This window comes from Photorhabdus heterorhabditis (assembly GCF_001280945.1).
Classification (GTDB): domain Bacteria; phylum Pseudomonadota; class Gammaproteobacteria; order Enterobacterales; family Enterobacteriaceae; genus Photorhabdus; species Photorhabdus heterorhabditis.
On sequence record NZ_LJCS01000219.1, the window covers coordinates 1 to 597 of the forward strand.

The following is a 597-nucleotide window of genomic DNA, read 5'->3' on the forward strand; positions in this document are numbered from 1 at the left end:
AGGCATGTACCCGGTTTGCGGCGGATCTGGTCGCTGCAATGGGGACTCTTGCTGAAATCTGTGAGCGGTTGTTGAATAATTTTCTGGTACTCAGGTTAAAGCCTCTGCTGGGTTCTGTCTTGGGGGAAAAGCTATTGACCAAGGTAATAACGTGGATTGGGAGGGTAAAATTCCTTGGATCTTTGGCTGGGATCGTTGGGGTGGTATGGGATGGGTATCATGCAATAGATGAGATATTTTTCAAAAAAAATAGAAGATTGGGAATTGCCTATCTGATTTCGGCGGTGAGTGCAGGTCTGTGGATTGCTGGTGTCTTAGGTCCATTAGGTATTTTTGTTGCTTTGGTTTTATTCTTTGGCGCCAATATCTATCTGGCGATGAAAAAGAAGAATGAGATCCAGAAATGGTTGATGGCTTGCTTGTGGCGCAAAATTCCGGCAGGTGAAGGGGATGTTCCTGTTATCTGGCCCGATAGCAGAATGGAAATGGACGCTTTTAACAAATTAATGACTTCGGCGGAGGCATAATTATGCAATTAGATGGGTTGTATATCCCTTATAAACTGAATCGTTTGTTGACTCAGCAAGAGAAAGACGA

1 pseudogene is annotated in these 597 nt (G+C 44.1%); it reads left to right on the top strand.

What is annotated here, in order from left to right:
- Window positions 1–527, top strand: a pseudogene (locus AM629_RS24145) (hypothetical protein); the annotation flags it as partial.
- Between the last annotated feature and the right edge of the window lie 70 nt (window positions 528–597).